The 20,512-nt window shown below is 71.6% G+C and carries 23 protein-coding genes; 17 read left to right on the top strand and 6 right to left on the bottom strand.

The window, feature by feature from the left end; translation table 11 throughout:
• Nucleotides 1-219: 219 nt before the first annotated feature.
• The 3 genes from ACVDFE_RS29765 to ACVDFE_RS29755 all read left to right on the top strand — a co-directional run bounded on the left by ACVDFE_RS29765 (nt 220) and on the right by ACVDFE_RS29755 (nt 1,356).
• Entirely contained in the window at nt 220-423 is a 204-nt protein-coding gene (locus ACVDFE_RS29765; RefSeq protein ID WP_458432760.1) for a hypothetical protein, read from the top strand.
• 397 nt (nt 424-820) lie between these two features.
• Nucleotides 821-1,114, top strand: coding sequence for a hypothetical protein (locus ACVDFE_RS29760; protein ID WP_360384699.1), 294 nt, complete (start codon nt 821-823; stop codon nt 1,112-1,114).
• 53 nt (nt 1,115-1,167) lie between these two features.
• Nucleotides 1,168-1,356, top strand: coding sequence for a DUF3072 domain-containing protein (locus ACVDFE_RS29755; RefSeq protein ID WP_360384697.1), 189 nt, complete (start codon nt 1,168-1,170; stop codon nt 1,354-1,356).
• A 23-nt stretch (nt 1,357-1,379) separates the two neighbouring features.
• Here the strand turns inward: ACVDFE_RS29755 and ACVDFE_RS29750 are convergent, their stop codons facing one another.
• From ACVDFE_RS29750 to ACVDFE_RS29740, 3 genes are all read right to left on the bottom strand, one after another.
• Nucleotides 1,380-3,932, bottom strand: a complete 2,553-nt coding sequence (locus ACVDFE_RS29750; RefSeq protein WP_458432759.1) for a glycoside hydrolase family 97 catalytic domain-containing protein — start codon at nt 3,930-3,932, stop codon at nt 1,380-1,382.
• 354 nt (nt 3,933-4,286) lie between these two features.
• Nucleotides 4,287-5,732 (bottom strand): aminotransferase class I/II-fold pyridoxal phosphate-dependent enzyme, encoded by a 1,446-nt coding sequence (locus ACVDFE_RS29745; protein ID WP_458432758.1) that lies wholly within the window; start codon nt 5,730-5,732, stop codon nt 4,287-4,289.
• A gap of 36 nt (nt 5,733-5,768) precedes the next feature.
• Nucleotides 5,769-6,449 carry an AfsR/SARP family transcriptional regulator gene (locus ACVDFE_RS29740; protein ID WP_458432757.1) on the bottom strand — a complete coding sequence of 227 codons (681 nt, stop codon included), beginning with the start codon at nt 6,447-6,449 and terminating at the stop codon, nt 5,769-5,771.
• Nucleotides 6,450-6,649: 200 nt separating this feature from the next.
• Here ACVDFE_RS29740 and ACVDFE_RS29735 point away from each other — a divergent pair, with 200 nt between their 5' ends.
• The 9 genes from ACVDFE_RS29735 (at nt 6,650) to ACVDFE_RS29695 (ending at nt 12,541) form a co-directional block, all read left to right on the top strand.
• On the top strand, nt 6,650-7,513 hold the full coding sequence (locus ACVDFE_RS29735) for a manganese catalase family protein (RefSeq protein ID WP_458432756.1): 864 nt from the start codon (nt 6,650-6,652) through the stop codon (nt 7,511-7,513).
• 13 nt (nt 7,514-7,526) lie between these two features.
• Nucleotides 7,527-8,741, top strand: coding sequence for an Nramp family divalent metal transporter (locus tag ACVDFE_RS29730; RefSeq protein ID WP_458432755.1), 1,215 nt, complete (start codon nt 7,527-7,529; stop codon nt 8,739-8,741).
• Nucleotides 8,741-9,172, top strand: coding sequence for a DUF2243 domain-containing protein (locus ACVDFE_RS29725; protein WP_458432754.1), 432 nt, complete (start codon nt 8,741-8,743; stop codon nt 9,170-9,172). The genes ACVDFE_RS29730 and ACVDFE_RS29725 overlap by 1 nt, the downstream gene beginning before the upstream one ends.
• Before the next feature lie 37 nt (nt 9,173-9,209).
• A complete protein-coding gene (locus ACVDFE_RS29720) occupies nt 9,210-9,656 on the top strand; it encodes a general stress protein (RefSeq protein ID WP_458432753.1) in 447 nt (148 codons plus the stop codon).
• Between the two features lie 46 nt (nt 9,657-9,702).
• Nucleotides 9,703-10,434, top strand: a complete 732-nt coding sequence (locus ACVDFE_RS29715; protein WP_458432752.1) for a phosphotransferase — start codon at nt 9,703-9,705, stop codon at nt 10,432-10,434.
• A gap of 40 nt (nt 10,435-10,474) precedes the next feature.
• Nucleotides 10,475-10,627 carry a hypothetical protein gene (locus tag ACVDFE_RS29710; protein WP_360384687.1) on the top strand — a complete coding sequence of 51 codons (153 nt, stop codon included), beginning with the start codon at nt 10,475-10,477 and terminating at the stop codon, nt 10,625-10,627.
• 32 nt (nt 10,628-10,659) lie between these two features.
• Nucleotides 10,660-10,860 carry a hypothetical protein gene (locus ACVDFE_RS29705; RefSeq protein WP_458432751.1) on the top strand — a complete coding sequence of 67 codons (201 nt, stop codon included), beginning with the start codon at nt 10,660-10,662 and terminating at the stop codon, nt 10,858-10,860.
• Nucleotides 10,861-10,882: 22 nt separating this feature from the next.
• Nucleotides 10,883-11,878, top strand: coding sequence for a YdcF family protein (locus ACVDFE_RS29700; protein WP_360384683.1), 996 nt, complete (start codon nt 10,883-10,885; stop codon nt 11,876-11,878).
• Between the two features lie 210 nt (nt 11,879-12,088).
• Complete coding sequence (locus ACVDFE_RS29695) at nt 12,089-12,541, top strand: DUF4396 domain-containing protein (RefSeq protein WP_458432750.1); 453 nt, start codon at nt 12,089-12,091, stop codon at nt 12,539-12,541.
• A 57-nt stretch (nt 12,542-12,598) separates the two neighbouring features.
• Here the strand turns inward: ACVDFE_RS29695 and ACVDFE_RS29690 are convergent, their stop codons facing one another.
• Nucleotides 12,599-13,045 carry a hypothetical protein gene (locus ACVDFE_RS29690; RefSeq protein ID WP_458432749.1) on the bottom strand — a complete coding sequence of 149 codons (447 nt, stop codon included), beginning with the start codon at nt 13,043-13,045 and terminating at the stop codon, nt 12,599-12,601.
• A gap of 181 nt (nt 13,046-13,226) precedes the next feature.
• On the opposite strand from ACVDFE_RS29690, the gene ACVDFE_RS29685 reads away from it, so the two are divergent.
• The 5 genes from ACVDFE_RS29685 to ACVDFE_RS29665 all read left to right on the top strand — a co-directional run bounded on the left by ACVDFE_RS29685 (nt 13,227) and on the right by ACVDFE_RS29665 (nt 18,362).
• Nucleotides 13,227-15,497 (top strand): glycosyl hydrolase family 18 protein, encoded by a 2,271-nt coding sequence (locus ACVDFE_RS29685; protein WP_458432748.1) that lies wholly within the window; start codon nt 13,227-13,229, stop codon nt 15,495-15,497.
• 165 nt (nt 15,498-15,662) lie between these two features.
• The gene (locus ACVDFE_RS29680) at nt 15,663-16,466 is read left to right on the top strand and encodes an SDR family oxidoreductase (protein ID WP_458432747.1); all 804 of its coding nucleotides are present in this window, start codon (nt 15,663-15,665) and stop codon (nt 16,464-16,466) included.
• A 55-nt stretch (nt 16,467-16,521) separates the two neighbouring features.
• Nucleotides 16,522-17,415, top strand: coding sequence for a helix-turn-helix transcriptional regulator (locus ACVDFE_RS29675; protein WP_458432746.1), 894 nt, complete (start codon nt 16,522-16,524; stop codon nt 17,413-17,415).
• A gap of 79 nt (nt 17,416-17,494) precedes the next feature.
• Nucleotides 17,495-17,929 (top strand): helix-turn-helix transcriptional regulator, encoded by a 435-nt coding sequence (locus tag ACVDFE_RS29670; protein WP_458432745.1) that lies wholly within the window; start codon nt 17,495-17,497, stop codon nt 17,927-17,929.
• A gap of 10 nt (nt 17,930-17,939) precedes the next feature.
• Entirely contained in the window at nt 17,940-18,362 is a 423-nt protein-coding gene (locus tag ACVDFE_RS29665; protein ID WP_360384671.1) for a VOC family protein, read from the top strand.
• Here the strand turns inward: ACVDFE_RS29665 and ACVDFE_RS29660 are convergent.
• Together ACVDFE_RS29660 and ACVDFE_RS29655 are read right to left on the bottom strand one after the other, a co-directional pair.
• Entirely contained in the window at nt 18,349-19,095 is a 747-nt protein-coding gene (locus tag ACVDFE_RS29660) for an MBL fold metallo-hydrolase (RefSeq protein WP_458432744.1), read from the bottom strand. The genes ACVDFE_RS29665 and ACVDFE_RS29660 overlap by 14 nt on opposite strands.
• Nucleotides 19,096-19,168: 73 nt before the next feature.
• Nucleotides 19,169-20,482 carry an alpha-lytic protease prodomain-containing protein gene (locus ACVDFE_RS29655; protein ID WP_360384667.1) on the bottom strand — a complete coding sequence of 438 codons (1,314 nt, stop codon included), beginning with the start codon at nt 20,480-20,482 and terminating at the stop codon, nt 19,169-19,171.
• Between the last annotated feature and the right edge of the window lie 30 nt (nt 20,483-20,512).

The raw sequence follows: 20,512 nt of genomic DNA, 5'->3' as shown, positions 1-20,512 counted from the left end.
GCCCTGTTCGGTCGTGAGGAGTGGTTGTGATGGCACACGTGCGTCGGCTGGTAGACGTCCACACGGGTGACGAGTTCGATCAGCCGGTTCCTTTCGGTCTGGTGTACCCGATCTGCGCGGCGGACGGGTCCGCCCCGCCGAGCCAGCGCGGCCGCACGTGGAGCGACCTGGTGGCGAGTGATCGGGACCTGCGGCCGGCTTCGTGAGCGTTGAGTGGCGGTGGGAGGGCTGGCTCGTCGCGCCGAGGCCGTGCTCCCGCAGGCGTACCGGCGCGGTCGCGGGGACACGGCGCGCGGCCACGTGCCGGCCGAGACCTCGACCGGGGTCGTGGCCGAGCAGCAGGTGCCCGCGACCGGTCCCGCCTCCCCGGTTCTCGGCGACGTCACACCGCCGGTGACCCGCCGCCCGCTCGACGAGCTCTGACCCTCGCTCCCCAAGGGCGCCCTCCTCGGAGGGCGCCCTTTCGTTGCGCACGCAGGTAGCCCTCGCGCGCGGGCATCGCACGAAAGGTCCCCGCGTGCGACAGGAGCGCACGAAAGGGCCCCGCGTGCGGTCAAGCGGGGGGTTGGGGAGGGAGGGTGGCGGGCAGTGTGGGTGCCGTGGGCGTGGGCGAGCCGGCAGACGGCCATCAGTCGCATGTCGGGGCAGGAGGTGGGCTCACCGCGCCACGGCATGCTGTTCTCGCGCCAGTTCGCCACCACCCACGTCCGCCACCGTGACCGGAACGGGTGAAGTCGTGGTTTGAGGTGGATCGGACCGGGTACTCGCGTCCGGCGCGTCAAGCAGTCGGCGCGGTACCTTCGGCTGTTCAAAGGCGGCGATGACCGTGCATCTCGACGATGCCGTTACCTCGGCACTCACCCACCTCCGCACCGGGGCACCCGGACCGGCCGTCCAGGACCTGCGGGAGGCGTTGTCCCTGGCAGGAGCGGTGCCGCCGCAGGCGTTGGCCTGTGTGAGGGCAGCCGACGACCACCTCGCGCACGGCGAGCTGATGGAGGCGCGGACGCTGCTGACGGTGGCCCACCGGCTGCTGGCGCAGTCCGGCACCGGGCAGCCCGCGGTGGTGCTGCCGAGCCAGGCCGTGCCGCCCACCACCCCGATCCGGGTGTGAACCGGCGTCCCCTCGGGTATCTCGAACGGGCGTTCGAGTGAAAGGGGACGATCGTGAACCGCACGCCGGAGAAGGACCCGCAGGACTGGACGACCGGTGACGAGCCGATGACCGGGCCGCAGGAGTCGTACCTGCACACCCTCGCACAGGAGGCGGGCGAGGAGGTGCCGGGCGAGCTCACGAAGGTCGAGGCGTCGCAGCTCATCGACCGGTTGCAGGAGAAGACCGGCCGGGGCACCTGACCTGCCCCGGCCGTTGCCGTGCGTCAGCAGGACAGGCGGGCGTCCGCCCAGTCGGCGTGGTCGAAGTCGCGGCCGTCGCCACCGTCGGTGACCCGCAGGCCCAGCATCCGGACCCCGGTCGTGTCCACCGAGACCGGCCGGGCCGGGTCGCCGCCGCGCACGACACCGCTGTCGTGCAGCAACCGCCCATCGCCGAACACCTGGAAGCTCACCGAACCGGGCGACGTGGTCTCGTCGTCGAGGCCGGCCAGCGCGTCGAACGCCCGGCACCCGCGACCCAGGTAGAGGGTGACCTCAGCCGGGGCGTGCGTGCCGAGGCCCTTGGCGTAGGTGACGCCCGCGATCTGCAACGGCCGCCCGTCACCGGCGCCGGTCTCACCGTTGGACCGGTCCCGCTCCACCGGACCCCAGCCGTTCGACTCGCTGACGAACGGCAGGTCGCTCGCGAACGGTGTCCCGCTCGGCACCGGCGGCGGCACGAACGCACGCACCGCCCGTTCCACGTGCACGGTCTGATGCGCGCGGAACTCCGCGAACACCGGCACGTCCGTGAACCCCACCGGGCCGCCCGCCCGCACCGTCCAGGTGCCGGTCACCGTCTCGCCCGCCCGCAGCTTCGTCCTGGTCACCGGCGCACCGGTGACCATCCAGCCCGCGGGAGGGGCCGCCGTCAGCACCACGTCGGACACGTCCGCGGTGCTCGTGAACGTCCCGGACACCTCGAACGACGCACCCCGCGCGACGTCCACCTCGGTCGGCGTGATCGTCAACGACGTCACCGGCACCTGCGGAATCACCTGGTCACAGGTCTGCAGACCGGGCCGGTAACGGCACGCGACCGCCGCGAACCCGCCGTTGCGCTGCACCGCCTGCGCCAGCGTTTGAGCCGACGACACCACCTGCCGGTCACGCGTGACGTCACCGCGGACAGCCGGGTCCCGGACCGTCTCGACCAGCCACTGCCCGCCACCGAGGAACGACAGCGGCACGTCGAGCGTGCGCGCGTCGGCCGAGATCGCACCGATGAACCAACGCGCGCCGTTGCGCCGTGCGACAACCGCGTGCGTGTCGGGGTCACCGCTGATGAGCCGCGTCTCGTCCCACGTGGTCGGCACCTGGTTGAGGAACCGCAACGCCTGCGGGTGCCGTTCGTAGGCTTCGGGCTTGTCGGCGAAGTGCGTCCAGCCCGACTCGTAGACCACCGGCAACGCCACCTCGTGCGCGACTGACGCCTCCCGCGTGCCGACCTCCAGCGACACCGGCGTGTAGTCCATCGAGCCGACGACGTTGCGGGTGAAGAACTGCACGGGGTTGTTGCCCGCAGGCGGCGAGTTCTCCGCTCCTCGCACACCCTCCATGGTCATGATGTGCGGCCACGTCCGCGCGAGCCCGTGCGGGATCGTCGAGCCATGGAAGTTCACCATCAGCCGCAGCTCCGCGGTCTTGGCGAGCACCGCGTCGTACCACTGGTACCGCGCCTGCGAGTCGGACTCCATGAAGTCGAGCTTCACGCCCTTCACGCCCCACTGCCTGAAGCGGGGGAGCAGGGTGTCGCGCTCCTCGGCGGTGTCGAGGTCGGTCCAGTGCAGCCACAGCAGGACCTCGACCCCCTTGGCGCGGGCGTACCGGACCAGCTCCGGCACCCACTGCGCGCTCCACCCCTCGTCGACCAGCGCGTACGGCCAGCCGGACCGGGCGGCGAAGTCCACGTACCGCTGCTGCCGCTCGAACGACCGCGGGCTGTCGTGCTCGCTCAGCCACGACCACGCGACCTTGCCGGGTTTCACCCACGACGTGTCGGCGAGCTCGGACGGTGAGGCGAGGTCGTCGACGAGCGTGGACGTCGAGACGGTCGCGAGGTCACCGATGACCGCCGTGCGCCACGGCGTCCTGGTCAGCGTCACCTGCGCGTCGGCGAGCACGACCTCGTAGTCGCCGGTGGTGCGCTGCAACCGGCTGCCCGAGTGCCGTCCGTCCACATCGGACTCGGTGAGCAGCACGTACGCGCCGTCCGCCCGGAACAGCGACGGGTAGCCGAACTCACCGGTGGCCGCGCCCGCCGTCGTGCGCACCCTGTTCTGCTCGTACCACGCGTTGTAGGGGAGCAGCCAGGCCGGCGCGTCCGCGGGCAGCCGGAACGCGGACGCCTCGCCGGTGACGGTGTGGGCGGCCGGGAGCACGTACCGGTAGGCCACGCCGTCCGGGGCCACCCGCACGACCAGGTCGAACCGGCCCGCGCCCTCGAACGTCAGCGTCGTCTCAGTCATGGTCGTGGACCGCTGCCGTTCCTTGCCGGTCGTCATCGAGTAGCGCTCGGTGACCGTCCGGTCCTTCCTGGCGGTCAGGCGCAGGCCGGTGGTGAGGTCGGCGGTGGTGGTCCGGAGACCGACCGGGGCGGGGGCGAGGACGGGGACGCCGTCGCGGGTGACGCCCAGCGTCGGCGAGCCGTTGGTGAGTTCGACCGTGGCGGTGAGCGCGGAGGGGCCGTGGACCTGCCATCTGGACGAGGGTGCGGCGGTGGCGGGGGTCGGAGCGAGCAGGAGGGCGGTCGTGAGGGCGGCCAGCAGCCTTGACATCGTTGTCAGCTCCCCGGAGTCCGGCGGTGAGAACGTTCTCACCTTGGCGCGGGGTAGGAGGAGCGGTCAACGCCGGCGGCGGTGTCGGGCAGGACAGGAATTGTCCGGTGGAGGGGCGGCTCGTGCCGCGAACGAGCCGTGCCGCGAACGAGCCGTGCCGCGAACGAGCCGCGCCGCGCCGCGCCGCGAACGAGCCGCGTCGCGAACGCGGTGGCGCCGCGAACCCGAGCCACGCCAGCCGCCGCGAGCCGTCCCAGCTACCGCAAGCCGCGTCTTCCACGCAGGTCGTCGCCGCCACCGCGAGCCGCTACCGGCGCGGTCGCCCTCAGCGCGAGCCGCCCACTTCCCCCGGCGTCAGCCCCGTGCCACCACCCGCACGGTCTCCAGCTCCGAGTCGGCCGGGTCCGGCAGCTCCATCCCCGCCGCCAGCCCGCTCCGCAGGTAGGCCAGCACCTCCTCGCTGATCACCTCACCCGGCAGCACCGCGGGCGCCCCCGGCGGGTACGGCGTGATCATCTCGGCGGCCACCCGGCCGGCGGCCTTCTCGACCGGCACCTGTTCCACCTCGGCGAAGAACGCGTCGCGCGGCAGCATCGCCGTCTCCAGCTGCAGGTCGTCGGGGGAGGGGAGGTCGACCGGCTTCGGCGTGGGCAGGTCGGCCCGCGTCAGCGCCTGCAGCGACTCGACGAGGATGTCGGCGGTGCGCTGGTCGTCGGCGTGGGTGAACTGGGCGACGATGCGGCGGTGGTCGGACAGGCCGACCGTGACGCGCTGTTCGGCGCGCAGCCAGTCCGCAGCCTGGTAGCCGCTGATGTGCAGGCCGGACACGTCGATGACCATCTTGAGCGGGTCGGTGGAGTGGGTGAGGCCGGTGAAGTCCACGACCTGGAGACCGGGGAGTGCGGAGATCGCGGAACGGGTCGCGCCGGCCAGTGCCAGTGCGGCCGTCAGCAGGTACTCGCCCTGCTCCACCATGTGCCGGCGCCAGCCGTCGAGGGTGGCGTAGACCAGGGAGGTCGGGCTGGTCGTGCCGAGCAGGTCCTCGCGGGACTTCAGCACCGCGGGGTCGACGAGATCGCCCTGGAGGTGGAACACCGAGCTCTGCTCCACGGCGGCGCCGGACTTGTGGACGCTCGTCACCACCACGTCCGCGCCGGCGTCCATGCCCCACGGCGGCAGGTCGGCGTGGAACGGCAGGTGCGCGCCCCAGGCCTCGTCGACGATCAGCGGTTTGCCGAACGAGTGGCACACGTCGGCGATGGCCTTGATGTCACCGCAGGTGCCGTAGTCGGTGGGGGTCACCAGCAGCACGCCCTTGGCGTCGGGCTCGGCCTCCAGCAGGGCACGCACCTCGTCGGGGCCCGGCGGGTGCGACAGGTGCAGGTCGGCGTCCCAGCGCGGGCTCAACCACACCGGGCTGACGCCGCTCAGCACCAGGCCGGACACCACCGACTTGTGCGCGTGCCGGGGGACGATGAGCTTCTCGTGCGGGCCGGCCACCGAGAGCATCGCGCTCTTGACCGACAACGAGCTGCCGCACGTGGAGAAGAACGCGTGCTCGGCGTGCACGGCGTCGGCCATGAGCTGCTGGGCCTCCTCGATCACCCCGCCGCTCATCAGCCGGTCGTCCAGGCCGTTCAGCGCGACCACGTCGGCGGTGAACACCTGTTCGCCGAGCACGTCGAGCACGCGCGGGTCGACGCCGCGGCCCTGGCGGTGGCCGGGCGGGGTGAACGGCACGAAGCCGCGTGAGCGGAAGTCCTGCAGCGCTTCGAGCACCGGTGCCTTGCTGTGGTCCATGGACGGGGAGTAACCCGTCCGGCCGAGGCTCGAACCTCAGGCGCGCAGCAGCGGGCGGACGAGGGCCCGGATGTGGTCCGACGGTTCGAGGCCGAGTTCGGTGCGCAGCCGGCGGCGGTAGCTCTCGTACTGCCGCACGGCCTGCGCCGGGTTGCCGTCGGCCAGGTGCAGCTCGACCAGCGTGCGGTGAGCGCTTTCCCGCAACGGGTCGGCCTGCACCGCCGCGAGTGCCGCCTGGTGGGCGTGGTGGTGGTCGCCGGACACGCGGAACCGGTCGCTCAACGCCTCCAGCGCCCGCAGCCGGGCCTGCCGCCACCAGTCCCGCTCGGTCTGCACCCACGGCTGCCACCAGCCCGGCAGCAGGTCGGCGGTGAGCTGCGTCAGCACCTCCGGGTGCGTTCCGGGGACCGCGGCGTACGCGCTGGCCTGGCGGAAGTCGACCGAGACCGCAGGGCTCAGCTCCAGTGCGTCCTCGGCGACCACGACCAGCGGCGTCGTCGGTTTGACCAGCCGCCACAGCGACGAGCGCAGGCAGGCGCCGGCGCGTCGTTCGGTCGCGGCGGGCCACAGCAGGGCGGCGGCCACCGGACGGGGCACCGGGGTGTCCCGCAGCGCCAGCAGCGCGAGCAGTCTGCGGGCGGCGGGCACCACGTGGATCGGCGTGTGATCGCAGTCCAACCGGAATCCACCCAGCAGTTGGAGGTGCAACTGCGCCATGTGAGTCACCCGCCATACCACCGACATCAGGAGTCGCCGAGTGCCCGGTGGTTGCCGCCTCACACGTCCACCGGAGAAATTGCTCCGTCCTGACCAGCCGCGGTGACGCGGCCGTGTCGTGCGGGTGGTGTCTTCGCACCGTGCGGGTCACATGCGCTTCCTAGCTTCGTCGTGCAGTTCTCAAGCACACGGGAGGCGACATGTTCCTGCACACCAGCAGGTTGCAGTTCGAGGCCAAGCCGGACCGGCCGGACGCGCACTACGCCCGCAAGCTCCAGGAGCTCATCGGCGGCGCGTTCGGCGAGATGACCGTCACGATGCAGTACCTCTTCCAGGGGTGGAACTGCCGGATGGAGGGCAAGTACAAGGACCTGATCATGGACGTGGCCACCGAGGAGATCGGTCACGTCGAGATGCTCGCGACGATGGTCGCGCGGCTGCTCGAAGGCGCACCGTCCGAGGTGACGGCGAAGGCCGTGGCCGACGACCCGGTGGTCGCCGCGGTGATCGGCGGCATGGACCCGCAGCAGGCCATCGTGAGCGGCGGCGGGCCCACGCTGTCCGATTCGAACGGCGTGCCGTGGAACGGCCGCTACATCGTCGCGAGCGGCAACCTCATGGCCGACTTCCGCGCCAACGTCGCCGCCGAGGCGCAGGGCCGGCTGCAGACCGCGCGGCTCTACAACATGACCGACGACGCCGGCGTGCGCGACATGCTCAAGTTCAACCTCGCGCGCGACACCGCCCACCAGAACATGTGGCTCGCCGCCATCGAGGAGCTGCAGGAGGACGGCCTCGAAGGCCCGATCTCGCCGAGCACCCTGTTCGACGAGGAGCACGCCGAGCACGCGGGCACGATCTGGCACAACTCCGACGGCCCCGCGGGCGCCGAGGGCGGCTGGGCCTCGGGCACCGCACCGGACGGCCAGCACGAGTTCTCCTACGTCATGAACCCCGAACCGCTGGGTGGCAAGGCGTCCGCGCCGATGCCCGACCCGCTGCTCTACGCCACCAGCCCCGCGAACCTCGGGCTGATCGAGAAGGCCATCCGCAAGCTCACGTGAGGAGGCTCCACCGATGGTCGGCATCACGGTGCCAGCTCGCGTCCGCACCGCCGCCGTCGTCATGGGACCCGCGTTCGTCGTCGCGGTCGCCTACGTCGACCCCGGCAACTTCGCGACGAACATGGCGGGCGGCGCGACTCACGGGTTCCTGTTGTTGTGGGTGATCGTGTCCGCGAGCCTGCTCGCGATGTTCATCCAGTACCAGTCCGCGAAGCTGGGCATCGTGACCGGCCGCAACCTGCCGGAGCTCTGCCGGGAGCACTACCCGCGGCCGGTGACCCGGCTGCTGTGGGTGCAGGCGGAGCTGGTGGCCATGGCCACCGAGCTGGCGGAGTTCGTCGGCGCGGCGGTGGCGCTGAACCTGCTGTTCGGCGTACCGCTGCTGCCGGCCGCCCTGATCACCGCGGTGGTGTCGTTCGGCATCCTCGCACTGGCACCGCTGCGCCGAAGGCGGTTCGAGTCGGTGATCATCGGCCTGCTCGCCGTCGTCCTCGGCGGGTTCCTCTACCAGACCCTGCAGCTCGGGCCCCTGACCGGCGCGGCGGCCGGTCTGGTGCCGGGCTTCGCCGGGGTCGACAGCGTGCTCCTCGCGACCGGCATGCTCGGCGCGACCGTCATGCCGCACGTCATCTACCTGCACTCGGCGCTCACCCAGCGGCACCACGGCACCGGTGACGTCCGCGGGGTGCTCAGGGCCAGCCGCACCGACATCGTCGTCGCGCTCAGCGTCGCCGGCGTGGTCAACGTCAGCATGCTCGTCGTGGCGGCCGGGGCGTTCCACCAGGCCGGTGCGCCGCGGGAGTCGCTGGAGGACATGCACTCCGGGCTCGGGCAGCTGCTCGGCCCCGGCGCGGCACTGGCGTTCGCCCTCGCGCTGCTGGCCTCCGGTCTCGCGGCGTCCAGCGTGGGCACCTACTCCGGCCAGGTCGTGATGGAGGGGTTCCTGCGCAGGCGGATGCCGCTGTGGCTGCGCAGGGCGGTGACCATGGCGCCCGCCCTGGTCGTGCTCGCGCTGGGCGTCGACCCGACCAGGGCGCTGGTGCTGAGCCAGGTCGTGCTGTCGTTCGGCATCCCGTTCGCGCTGGTGCCGATGGTGCTGCTCGCCCGGCGCAAGGACGTGATGGGCGCGGCCGCGAACCGGCGCCGCGTCACGGTGGCCGGCGGTGCGGCCGCCGGCGTCATCTCGGCGTTGAACCTGTTCCTGCTCGTCCGGACGGTGGTGGGCTGATGCTCGCGGCGATCGTGCTGGGGCTCGGGATCGGCGGTTTCCTCGACGGCATCGTGATCCACCAGCTGCTGGGCTGGCACCACGTGCTGTCCGGCTGGTACCCCGAGGAGGACATGCGGCTGATGATGGTCGGTGACGGGCTGTTCCACCTGCTCTGCCTCGTCCTCGTGCTCGTCGGCACCGCGCTGCTCAACCGGCGCGCACCGCTGCCGGACCGGGTGCTGCTCGGCGGCGTCCTGGTCGGCTGGGGCGTGTTCAACCTGGTCGAGGGCGTGGTCGACCACCAGGTGCTGGGCATCCACCACGTCCGGCCCGGCCCCGACCAGCTCGCCTACGACCTGGCGTTCCTCGCCTCCGGAGCGGCGCTGCTGGCGCTCGGCCTGGTGTTTGCGCGGCGGCCGGACCGGTTAGTCGTAGACCGTGACTCCTGAGGCTGGAACGACGGAACCGGCGACCACCCCCGTGCCTGTGCCTGCTCAGTCGGCGGCGCGGTCGAGCCTGCTCGCGAGCTTCTCCGACTACGCGGAGGCCCAGCGGCTGGTGGACCGGATGTCCGACGACGGGTTCCCGGTCGAGCACGTGCGGATCATCGGTGACGGTGTGCGCACGGTCGAGCAGGTGACCGGCCGGATGACGCGCGCGAAGGCCGCGGTCTCCGGTGCGGCCGGCGGAGCCTGGTTCGGCGTGCTCATCGGGTTGCTGTTCGGGCTGTTCACCTCCGGTGTGGCCTGGGTGTGGATGCTGGTGCTCAGCCTGGTGATCGGTGCCTTCTGGGGAGCCGTGTTCGGGTTCGCCGCGCACTGGACCACCCGCGGCAAGCGCGACTTCTCCAGCGTCATGACCCTGGAGGCGAAGCGCTACGACGTGCTGGTCGACGGCGAGCACGCGAGCCGGGCGAGCAAGTACGTGCTCTGACGAAATTCGCTTCCGGCGCACGGGACCTGCTTGCCACACTGGCGCCGTGACGTTCTTGGGACAGGGCTGGGACAGCACGGCGACGCTCGTCGACGAGCGCTGGGTGGAACGGCGGCCGCAGCGCCCCGCGATCGAGGCGGTGCTGCGGCGCGAGACGGTCGTGATGCCGTGGCTCGCGCCGTTGCTGCCGCTGCCCGTCCCGGTGCCGGAGCTGGTCTCGGTGGACCCGTTCGTGGTGCGGCACGAGCTCGTGCCCGGTGCTGAGCTCGCGACGCTGAACGCGGTGCAGGGCGAGCAGCTGGGGGAGTTCCTGCTGGCGTTGCACGCCGTCCCGGTGGCCGGGGCGGTCGCGCGCGGCGTGGGGACACCGCCGGTGCCGCTCGACCGGTTCCGCGCGGAGGTGCTGCCGCTCGTGCCCGACCAGGCCGACCTGCTCGACGCGGTCGCGGCCGCACCGGCGGACGTGCTGGTGCACGGCGACCTCGGCCCCGAGCACGTGCTGGGCCGCGACGGCGTGCTGACCGGCGTGATCGACTTCGGTGACGTGCACGTCGGCGACCCGGCGATCGACCTGGCGTGGGCGCTGCACTCGACGCCGCCGGAGTTCGCCGGCGCGCTGGCGGCGACCTACGGCGTCACGCCGGAGCTGCGGGAGCGTTCGCTGCTGTGGCACCGGATCGGGCCGTGGTACGAGGTGCTCTTCGGCAACGACAACGGCGACCCGGCGATGGCCGCCAGCGGCCTGGAAGGCATCAAGAACCGGAGTAGCTGGTTCTGACTTTGGGTATTCCTGGTGCAACGAAACGCTGGGAGGAAAAATGCCTTGGGTTCAGCGGCACCGACGTCGCACGCCGTACAGCTGGTTCCGCTCCACCACGGTCCGCAGCCACTACCGCAGGCGCCCGCTCAACGCGTGGTTGCCGATCGCCGTCGTGGTCCTGTTCATCATCCTGCTCATCGCCGTCTTCTGACCCGCCGCCGGTCCGAGCGGTATGGTCGGGGCATGGGTCAGTTGGGTGAGTTGTTCCCCGGACGCAAGCTCCGCAGCGAAGCAGGCGACTCCGGTACCGGTGAGGACTTCGAGGAGACCGGTCCCCTCGACCTCACCACCGGAGTCGTCCAGCTGAGGCCCCGCCCCAAGCCGCAGCCCGCTCCCGAGGAGGCCGAGGGCGCCGGGAAGCCCCTGCCCGAGAGCGGCGCGTGATCACGGGTACTACCCTTGGCCGGTGCTGGTAGGTCTGCTCGTCGTAATCCCCGCCTTGTTCTTCCTCGTCGGAGTGGTCCGTGACCGGCGCAGGCTGAGCAACGCCATCTGGCTCGGCATCACGCTGGTGCTGTTCCTGCTGCTGCTCGCCGAAGCGGGGCGGGACAACCCGGCGGTGAGCCTGCCGCTGCTGCTCGCGTTCGCGCTGGCGGTGTTCGGGCTGTTGCTGCTGCCGCTCGCGTTGCTGGCCAACGGCCTGGTGATGATCCGCCGCGAGGGCCGGTCGCTGGGCAACCTCCTGTCGTTCCTCGCCGGTCTCGCGCTGCTCGGCGAGATGGCCTACTTCTTCTGGGGCATCACCCAGCCCAACGACTGGGTCCGCGGCAGCGCGATCGGGTTGTTCCTCGTCTCCGCCTACATCGCGTTCCTGTTCGTGAGCCTGCTGCTGTACTCGGTGATCTACGGCCGCACCGGCCGGCGCAGCGGGTTCGACGGCATCGTCGTGCTCGGCGCCGGGCTGGTCGGTTCCCAGGTGCCCCCGCTGCTCGCGAGCCGGCTCAACCGCGCCCTGCGCCTCTACCTGCGGGAACGCTCAGCCGGACGCACGCCGGTGATCGTCGTGACCGGCGGCAGGGGTCCTGACGAGGACGTGTCCGAGGCGCTCGCCATGAAGCGGTACCTGCTGGAGCGCGAGGTGCCGGAGGACGACGTCGTGCTGGAGGACCAGGCCGGCACGACCGACGAGAACCTGCGCTACAGCAAGGAACTGCTCGTCGAACGCGGGCTCACCGGGTCGGTCGTGGCGGTGACGAACAACTACCACGTGTTCCGCACCGCCGTGCTGTCCCGCTCGCACGGCCTGCGGATGCAGGTGATCGGCGCGCCGACGGCGTGGTACTTCGTGCCGAGCGCGTTCATCCGCGAGTTCGTGGCGCTGCTGGCGCAGAACCCGGGCGTGCACGCGCTGGCGTGCACGGTGCTGATGGCGGGCGGGCTGGCGCTGACCCAGATCGGCTAGCGCGAGCCGCCGAACGTGACGTCCGCGGCGTTGTTCGCGGCTGAGTTCTCCGCGCCTTGTGGACGGTGCCGTGTGGACGGGACTCGGCAGTTCCCGAGCACGCAGAAAGCCGTGAGGAGGCGCCTCGTCGTGTGAGCCACCGTACCCGTCCGCCGCCTTGATACCCATACCCCCTAGGGGTACCGTTCGGCGCTGACGGAGGAGGACGAGATGGACCACGCACCCGTGAGCCTGACCCGCCAGGCGGTCTCGGCGACGCTGCACTGCCTCACCGGCTGTGCGATCGGCGAGGTGCTCGGCATGGTCATCGGCACTGCGCTGGGCTGGGGCAACCTGGCCACCGTCGTGCTGGCCGTGGCGCTGGCGTTCCTGTTCGGCTACTCGCTCACCATCCGCCCGGTCCTGCGCTCCGGCCTCGCCCTCAAGGCGGCCGTGGGCGTCGCGCTGGCAGCCGACACCGTGTCGATCGCCGTGATGGAGGTCGTCGACAACGCGGTGATGCTGCTGGTGCCGGGTGCGATGGACGCGGGACTGGCGGACTGGGTGTTCTGGGCGGCGCTGGTGTTCTCGCTGGCGGTCGCGTTCGCGGTGACGGTGCCGGTGAACCGGTGGATGATCGCGCGCGGCAAGGGGCACGCGGTCGTGCACCGGCACCACCACTGAGCCGGGTGGGGCGCGGGACGCCGGGTACCCGCCCCGGCGTCCCGCGCTCCTCGCCGGTCAGGCCGGTTCGAAGCGCATGACCCAGTTCTCCTGCCAGGTGTCGCCGCCGTCGTAGGAGAACGACTGCCGCCACACCGGTGCCGGGCCCGCCGTCCAGTCGAACCGCACCGCCACCGCGTGCCCGCCGACGACGTCCTCGCCGAGGAAGACGCCGTGCCCGCCGGTGAACCGGCCCTCCAGCGGCGGGTCCAACTGGCCCGGCGCGCGGGTCGAGGCCCACCAGATGCGCCAGAGGCCGGCGGCCGGGTCGTACTGCCGCAGGGTCATGCCCTCCCAGTCGCCTGCGTCGAAGGTGTCGATGTTCGCCGCGCCGCCCAGCACCGGCCGCACGTCGGCCCGCGCGCCGAACTCGACCCACTCGGTGCCGCGCCCGGCGATGTCGGCGATCTTGCGGTTGGCGACCCGCCAGCGCCCGTGGAGGAAGTCGAAATCGTTTGCAGTCATGGTGGAGATGCTGAACCGATACCGCTGACACCTCTTGTCAGTGATCGAGTATTGACGCAAAGGTCTGGACCATTTTACGGTTCGGGGCAGTGGCCGCCGCCCTAGCCAGGAGGTCCTTCCCTTGCGCCTGCTCGCCAGAGTGGTCCCGGTGCTAGCCCTGCTAGCCGGGACCCTGATAGCCGTGACGAACGCGCCCATCGCAGCCGCAGCCCACGAGGACTGCCGGCCGGACGGGCTGTACAAGACGCCGGGCGTCGACGTGCCCTACTGCACCGTCTACGACACCGCCGGCCGCGAGAACATGGGGACCGACAAGTCCCGCCGGGTGATCGGGTACTTCACCAGCTGGCGCACCGGCAAGAACGGGCAGCCGGGCTACCTCGCCAAGGACGTCCCCTGGACCAAGGTCACCCACCTCAACTACGCGTTCGCGCACATCGACGCGCAGAACAAGATCTCCGTGGGTGCGCCGGACGCGAACAACTCGTCGATCGGCATGGAGTGGCCGGGCGTCGCGGGTGCCGAGATGGACCCGTCGCTGCCCTACAAGGGCCACTTCAACCAGCTGACGAAGTACAAGAAGCAGCACCCGAACGTCAAGACGCTGATCTCGGTCGGCGGCTGGGCTGAGACCGGTGGCTTCTTCAACGCCGACGGCACCCGCAACGCCTCCGGCGGCTTCTACAAGCTCGGCCAGTCGCAGGCGGCGATCGACACGTTCGCCGACAGCGTGGTCGCGTTCCTGCGCCAGTACGGGTTCAACGGCGCCGACATCGACTACGAGTACGCGACGTCGAACAACCACGCCGGCAACCCGGACGACTTCTGGATCTCCAACGCCAACCGCGGCACGCTGTGGGCCGGCTACCAGGCGATCATGAAGACGCTGCGCGAGAAGCTCGACCGCGCCGGTGCCGCCGACGGCAAGCACTACCTGCTGACCGCCGCCGTGCCCGCCTCCGGCTGGCTGCTGCGCGGCCAAGAGACCTACCAGGTGGTCAAGTACCTCGACTACCTCAACGTCATGAGCTACGACCTGCACGGCTCGTGGAACCACTTCGTGGGCCCGAACGCGGCGCTGTACGACGACGGCAAGGACGGTGAGCTCGCGGCCGGTGGCGTGTACACGGCACCGCAGTACGAGGGCATGGGCTACCTGAACACCGACTGGTCCTACCACTACTACCGCGGTGCCATGCAGGCCGGCCGGATCAACGTCGGCGTGCCGTTCTACTCGCGCGGCTGGCAGGGCGTCACCGGTGGCACCAACGGGTTGTGGGGCCGCGCGGCCCTGCCCAACCAGTCGCAGTGCCCGCCCGGCACCGGCACGGCGGTCGGCTCGACCACGCCGTGCGGCAACGGCGCGACCGGCATCGACAACCTCTGGCACGACGTCACCGCCGGTGGTGCCGAGGTCCCGTCGGGTGTGAACCCGTTGTGGCACACGAAGAACCTGGAGAACAAGATCACCGGTTCGTACTCGGCGCAGTACGGCCTCGACCCGGTGAACGACCCGACCGACCGGCTCACCGGCACCTACGCGCCGTTCTACGACACCACCATGCAGTCGCCGTGGCTGTGGAACAACGACAAGAAGGTGTTCCTCTCCACCGAGAACGAGCAGTCGATCGCGGCCAAGGCCAAGTACGTCCGCGACAAGGGCCTCGGCGGCATCATGATCTGGGAGCTCGCCGGTGACTACCGGTACGACCCGGTCAAGAAGGAGTACTTCATCGGCGACACGCTGCTGTCGACGATCGACACCGGCCTGAACGGCGCGGCGCCCTACGGTGCGGCGAAGGCCACGACCCAGCAGTCGCAGGTGCTCGCGGTCGACGTCGACGTCCACGGCTTCGCGTTGGGCGACAACAACTACCCGATCACGCCGAAGATCAAGTTCACGAACCGCTCGAACGTCACCATCCCCGGTGGCACGAAGATCGCGTTCGACTACGGCACCAGCGCGCCGGGCAGCATGGCCGACCAGTCCGGGTTCGGGCTCAAGGTCGTGTCGAAGGGGCACAGCGGGCCGAACGTCGGCGGCCTCAAGGGCGACTTCCAGAAGGCGGAGCTCGCGCTGCCGTCGTGGCAGTCGCTCGCACCGGGCGCGTCGATCGAGCTGACCGTCAGCTACCAGCTGCCGATCTCGACGCCGTCGAACTTCGTGTTCACCTTCGGCGGCCAGTCCTACGCCATCTCCGCCGACCACCCGCGGATCGGCGGCGGCACCCCGCCCACCTCGACCACCACGACGACGACCACGACCACCACCACGACCACCTCCAACCCGCCGGTGTGCGCGCTGCCGGCGTGGGAGCGGGGCAAGGTCTACAACGGCGGCAACGACGTCTCGCACAAGGGCCGCAAGTGGCGGGCCCAGTGGTGGACGCAGGGCGAGGAGCCCGGCACCACCGGTGAGTGGGGCGTCTGGCGCGACCAGGGCGCCTGCTAGCAGGCGGTGATCGTCAGGACGCGGGTCTTGGGCGGGTGTGACCGCTCGGGACCCGCGTTCTGCTTCAGGGGCTCTCGCAGTACCGGTCACAGCAGGGTCTCCCGGATGCCCTAGGACGCGTGTCAGCGTGTCCGCGGCAGCCGAACCAAGGGGAGACGGAAACCAATGGCGGACAACAGGTTCACCACTCACGCGGAGCTCTTCGACCTGAGCGGGAAGTACGCGCTCGTCACCGGCGGCACCAGGGGCATTGGAATGATGATGGCGCGCGGCCTCCTGCAGGCGGGCGCCCGCGTCGTCATCAGCTCGCGCAACGAGGACGCGTGCGCGGAGGCCCAGCGCAGGCTGTCCGAGTTCGGCGACGTCCGGGCGATCCCCGCAGACCTGTCCCGGCACGACGAGTGCCGGCGTCTCGCGGATCTCGTGCAGGCCGGCTCGGAACGCCTGGACGTCCTCGTCAACAACGCGGGCGCGATGTGGCGCGAGCCGCTGGAGACGTTCCCGGACGAGGGCTGGGACACCGTGCTCGACCTCAACGTGAAGTCGCCGTTCTGGCTGGTGCAGGCACTGCTCCCGGCACTGCGCAGGGCAGGCACCGCCGATGACCCCGCACGGGTCGTCAACGTGGGCAGCATCGCCGCCATCCACGTCGCCGAGGCACCCAACTACTCCTACGCCAGCAGCAAGGCGGCACTCCACCAGCTCACCAGGGTGCTCGCCAGGGAGCTGGGCCCGCAGCACATCACGGTGAACGCGGTGGCGCCGGGACCGTTCCCGTCGCAGATGATGGCGTCCACGATCGAGGCCGCCGGCGACCGGATCGCGGCGAAGGCCCCGCTGCGCCGGCTGGGCCGCGACGACGACATGGCGGGGACCGCGGTGTTCCTCGCCAGCCGGGCCGCGTCCTACCTCACCGGCGCCGTCATCCCGGTGGACGGCGGCATCGCGACGACCGCGTCAGGCACGTAGTGCGGGGTACCGGCAGGACCTCCCTCACCGTCCGGCCGGCGCCTACGGTGAAGGGATGGCGACGACCGGCCTCCGCACCGAGATCAAGGAGTTCCTGAGCTCGCGTCGCGCGCGGCTCACACCGGAACGGGCAGGACTGCCCGCCCACGGCGGCGGCAACCGCCGGGTCCGAGGTCTGCGGCGCGAAGAGGTGGCTGTGTTGGCCGGGGTGTCGGTCGACTACTACGTGCGGATGGAGCGCGGTGGCCTCGCCGGCGCATCCGACGGGGTGCTCGACGCGGTCGCCGCCGCCCTGCGGCTCGACGAGGCCGAGCGCGAACACCTGTTCCGCCTCGCGCGGCAGTCCAGGACCCCCGGCGGTCCACGTCGCCGACGATCCGCCGTGACGGTGCGTCCGGCGCTCCAGCAGGTGCTCGACGCCATCACCGACGCGCCGGCCTGGATCTGCAACAGCCGTTACGACGTCCTGGCCACGAACCAGCTCGCCCGCGCGTTGTACGCACCGCTGCCGGCGGATGCGCGACGGCCGGCGAACACCGCGCGGTTCGTGTACCTGGAACCCGAGGCGGCAAGGGCGTTCTTCGTGGACTACGACCGGATCGTCGGCGACGTGGCCGCGAAGCTGCGGCTGGAGGCCGGGCGCAGTCCCCACGACGAGGAGCTGATCGCCCTGGTCGGTGAGCTGTCGACGCGCAGTGAACCGTTCCGGCAGCGGTGGGCGACCCAGGACGTCCGGCACCACCGGTCCGGCCGGAAGCGCCTGCACCACCCGGTGGTGGGCCGGCTGGACCTGGACGTCGAGTCGATGGAGCTGCCCGCCGAACCCGGCCTGCTCCTCACCGTCTACACCGCACCCGCCGGCACGCCGGCCGCGGACGGCCTGGCACTGCTGGCGTCGTGGGCGGCCGGCCAGGACCGGCAGGCGACCGGGGCGCGGACAGTCGGCTGAGGACCGGCGGGCGACCGGGCGCGGACACCCGGCTGAGAGAGTCAGCGATCTGTCAGGCGCGGGTCTTACGCTGGTCGGCGTGACCGCCTCCGACCCGCGCCTGCAGGAGCTCGTGCTCCTGCGCAAGGTGCGCGACCGCATCGACCGCGAGTACCGCGAGCCGCTCGACGTGGCCGCGCTGGCCCGCGGGGTGCACCTGTCCGCCGGGCACCTGTCGCGGGCGTTCCGCGCGGCGTTCGGCGAGTCGCCCTACAGCTACCTGATGACCCGCCGCATCGAGCGGGCCATGACGCTGCTGCGGCGCGGCGACCTGTCCGTCACCGAGGTCTGCTTCGAGGTCGGCTGCACCTCGCTCGGCACGTTCAGCACCCGGTTCTCCGAGCTCGTCGGCATGTCGCCGAGCCAGTACCGCAAGGTCGCGGCGGAGGACGGCCAGGGCATCCCGAACTGCCTCGCGAAGGCCGTGATGCGACCCATCAGGAATCGAGAAGCGGCGGCCGGTCCGTCCGATTAGGTTGACCGCCATGTCCGTCATCATCGCCGCGGCGTTCCTGCCGGCCGACGACCCCGAGAAGTCACTCGGCTTCTTCCGCGACGCACTCGGTTTCGAGGTCCGCCAGGACGTCGGCCAGGGCACCATGCGCTGGATCACCGTCGGCCCACCCGACCAGCCGGAGACCGGCATCGTGCTGCACCCGCCCGCCGCCGACCCCGGCGTGAGCGACGAGGAGCGCCGCACCATCGCCGTCCTGATGGCCAAGGGCGTCTACACGGCGCTGTCACTGGCCACGAAGGACCTGCAGGGCACCTTCGACCGCGCGCGGAAGTGGGTCGAGTCCACCGGCGCCGGCGAGGTGCTGCAGGAGCCTGAGGACCAGCCGTGGGGCGTGCGGGACTGCTCGTTCCGCGACCCGGCCGGCAACCTGGTGCGCATCAACCAGCTGTGAGCACGGCGCCGGCCGCGGCGTACCCGACCGGTCCCTCGTAGCGGGTGCCGGCACGGGTGACCGCGTCCTGCGGGGTCAGGGAGCGGCCCACGTGCGTGACGACCAGCCGCCGCGCCCGCGCCTGCCGCGCCGTCTCGCCCGCCTGCTCCGGCGTGTGGTGCGCCTCGTCGGGCACTGTGCCGTCGGCCTCGCACAGCAGCAGGTCGGTGTCCTGGGCGAGGTCGGTGAGGGCGGCGCACGGTGCCGTGTCACCGGAGTAGGTCAGGGACGTCCCCGCCTCGATGCGCACCGCGAACGCCGGGAGGCCGTGCCGCACCGCCCTGGACGTGAGGTGCAGGCCACCGATCCGTGCCTCGTGGCCGTCGGTGAGCTCGGTGATCGCGAAGGCGTCCTCGACCGGGCTGCGCCGCGGGCCGTTGGTGAGGAACGCGGCGAGCCGGTCGGCGGTGCCGGGCGGGCCGAACAGCGGGACCGGTGCGCGGTCGACGTCGGCGTACCGCAGGGCGTAGAACGCGGTGAGCAGGTCGGCGCAGTGGTCGGCGTGCAGGTGCGAGATCCAGATGGCGTCCAGGGTGGCCAGCGACGTGTGGCGTTGCAGCGGGCCCAGGGTGCCGGTGCCCGCGTCCATCCACACGCGAGTGTCGCCGTGCGACACCAGGTAGCCCGAGCACGGGTTGTCCGCCGCCGGGTACGGGGTCGCGCTGCCGAGCACGGTCAGGCGCAGGCTCACCACCGGACGACCCCAGCCGCACACGGGCCGCCCCCGGCGGCGGGTGGCCGTCGGGGGCGGTGGGAGGGGAGTGCCGTCAGACCCGCTGCCAGAGGGCGGGCGTGTTCGGCGGCTCCCAGCCGGGGAGGGCCGTGTGCCCCTGCAGCGCGCGGTAGGACCCGCCGTCGTAGGTGACCTGGGCGCCGGTGGCGTAGTAGGTGTACGCGGCCCACGAGTCACCACCGCCGGGCGGGGTGCTCGTGGTCGTGGTGGTCGGCTGGGTGGTCGTGGTCGGGCCGGCGGAGGTGACCAGGCGCAGACCGTAGGCCTGCAGGATCTCGGTCACCGGCTGGAAGTAGATGGTGCCGCCGGACTGGCAGTTGCCGGACCCGCCGGAGGTCACGCCCTGCGCCTGGTCGCCGGTCAGCCACGAGCCGCCGGAGTCACCGGGCTCCGCACAGGCGTTGGTGCGGGTCAGGCCGGTGATGGTGCCCTCGGGGTAGGTGACGGAGGCGTTCTTCTGCTGGATGGTGCCGCAGCGCCAGCCGGTGGTGGAGCCGGAGCGGCAGACCGAGGCGCCGACCGGGGCCTCCTGGGAACCCGCGACCGGGACGGTGCCGGGGTAGCGGTTGACCAGGCCGCGCGGGGTGTTGCCCGCGTCGGTGCGGACCCAGGCGTAGTCGTTGCCGGGGAAGCTGCTGCCCTGGATGGTGCCGCCGGGGTTGGAGGTGCGCCCACCCGCGGACCCGCAGTGGCCCGCCGTGACGAAGCCGCCCTCGACGGCGAAGCCGATGGAGCAGCGGCCGCCGCCCGGGATGCTGTAGGCGTTGCCGCCGATGACGTCGACCAGCGGCCTCGGGTCCTCGGTGCTGGCCTCGACGGTGACGACGTCGCCGGGCACCCCCGCCTCGGCCGCCCACGCCCTCGCCTGCGCCTCGCCACCGGAGCGGGCGAGCACGGTGACCTTGTTGGTGCGCACGTCGACGTACCAGCCGGGAACGGCGTCAGGTGCCGTGGTGGCCTTGGCGTCCAGCCTGGTCTTCGCGCTGTCCAGAGTGGACGCGCTGTGCTTCGCCGCGACGGCGACGGCGCCCCGTGAGCGCACCGCGCCCGTCAGTGCCGAGTCGGTCACCGCGACGGTGAGGGTGCGGCCGGTGCCGTCCAGCCAGGACCCGGCGTAGGCCGCGCCGAGCTGCGCCCTCAGCGCGGCGTCGGTCTGGCCGGCGACCTTCTCGGCGCTCAGGCGCGCACGCGCCTGGTCAGGGGAGATGCCGAGGTCACGGGCCATCGCGGTCAGCATGCCCTGGTCGGTCGTGTCGGCCGCGGTGGCGCTGGTCGTCAGCGCCACCGCGGCGGCCAGTCCGGCCGCTGTGATCGCCGCTGTGGCGGCGGCGATGAGCTTGCGGTTCATGTCCGCTCCTTGCGTGCAGGGTGGTTGCCG

The sequence above is a fragment of the Lentzea chajnantorensis genome, from assembly GCF_054300775.1.
Note: the sequence above shows the minus strand (reverse complement) of the source record. Positions and strands in the feature narration are given on the sequence as shown.